Consider the following 614-nt stretch of genomic DNA (forward strand, 5'->3'; position numbering starts at 1 on the left):
GTATCAATGTCTGAACTTGATTGAGCGACAGGAGCGGCATGATGAGCGCACACCCGATTGTCCAGCATGACGACGCCGAGACGACAGCTTTTGCTGACGCCGTTCGAGACGGAATCCGCGCCGCAGATGAAGGGCGCAAGCGTCCCTATTCTGAGGTGCGTAACTGGCTCCTCTCTTGGGGTACGGAACACGAACAACCTGCACCACAGCGCGGGTAATCGTGCAAAATTTCATCGTTGATATTACCGATCCAGCGGTCGATGACCTCCAAAGTATTAGAAMTCACATAGGGGAAGAAAACCCCGCAGCAGCAAGCCGTGTTGCTATTCAGATAGTCGCAGCCTGTGACCGTCTCGAATATCTACCGGAACGAGGCCGACCGGGCCTTGTCCCTGGCACGCGAGAAATGGTGTCCGGCTGGCCGTATGKAATCGTCTAGCGCATCGCAGATTCAACGGTCGAAATACTGCGCATCTGGCACAGGTCTCAAGACCGATAGACCGCTAACTCGTATCGAGTTGGGTTTACTTGGGCTGAGTGATGCCTACTAAAATATGAGGCAGGTCCTCTGGGGTAGTGGGGAAGCTGCCCCATTTTCGTGACCTGTAACATAC

2 protein-coding genes are annotated in these 614 nt (G+C 54.2%); both read left to right on the top strand.

Translation table 11 applies throughout. The annotated features are described in order from the left end of the window. Positions 1 to 38 precede the first annotated feature (38 nt). The gene (locus KP708_RS15460) at positions 39 to 218 is read left to right on the top strand and encodes a CopG family transcriptional regulator (RefSeq protein ID WP_252348113.1); all 180 of its coding nucleotides are present in this window, start codon (positions 39 to 41) and stop codon (positions 216 to 218) included. A gap of 2 nt (positions 219 to 220) precedes the next feature. After that, the gene (locus KP708_RS15465; RefSeq protein ID WP_371823803.1) at positions 221 to 439 is read left to right on the top strand and encodes a type II toxin-antitoxin system RelE/ParE family toxin; all 219 of its coding nucleotides are present in this window, start codon (positions 221 to 223) and stop codon (positions 437 to 439) included. Positions 440 to 614: the final 175 nt, after the last annotated feature.

This window comes from Gluconobacter sp. P5H9_a, from assembly GCF_018812085.1.
In the GTDB taxonomy this organism is placed as follows: Bacteria; Pseudomonadota; Alphaproteobacteria; order Acetobacterales; family Acetobacteraceae; genus Gluconobacter.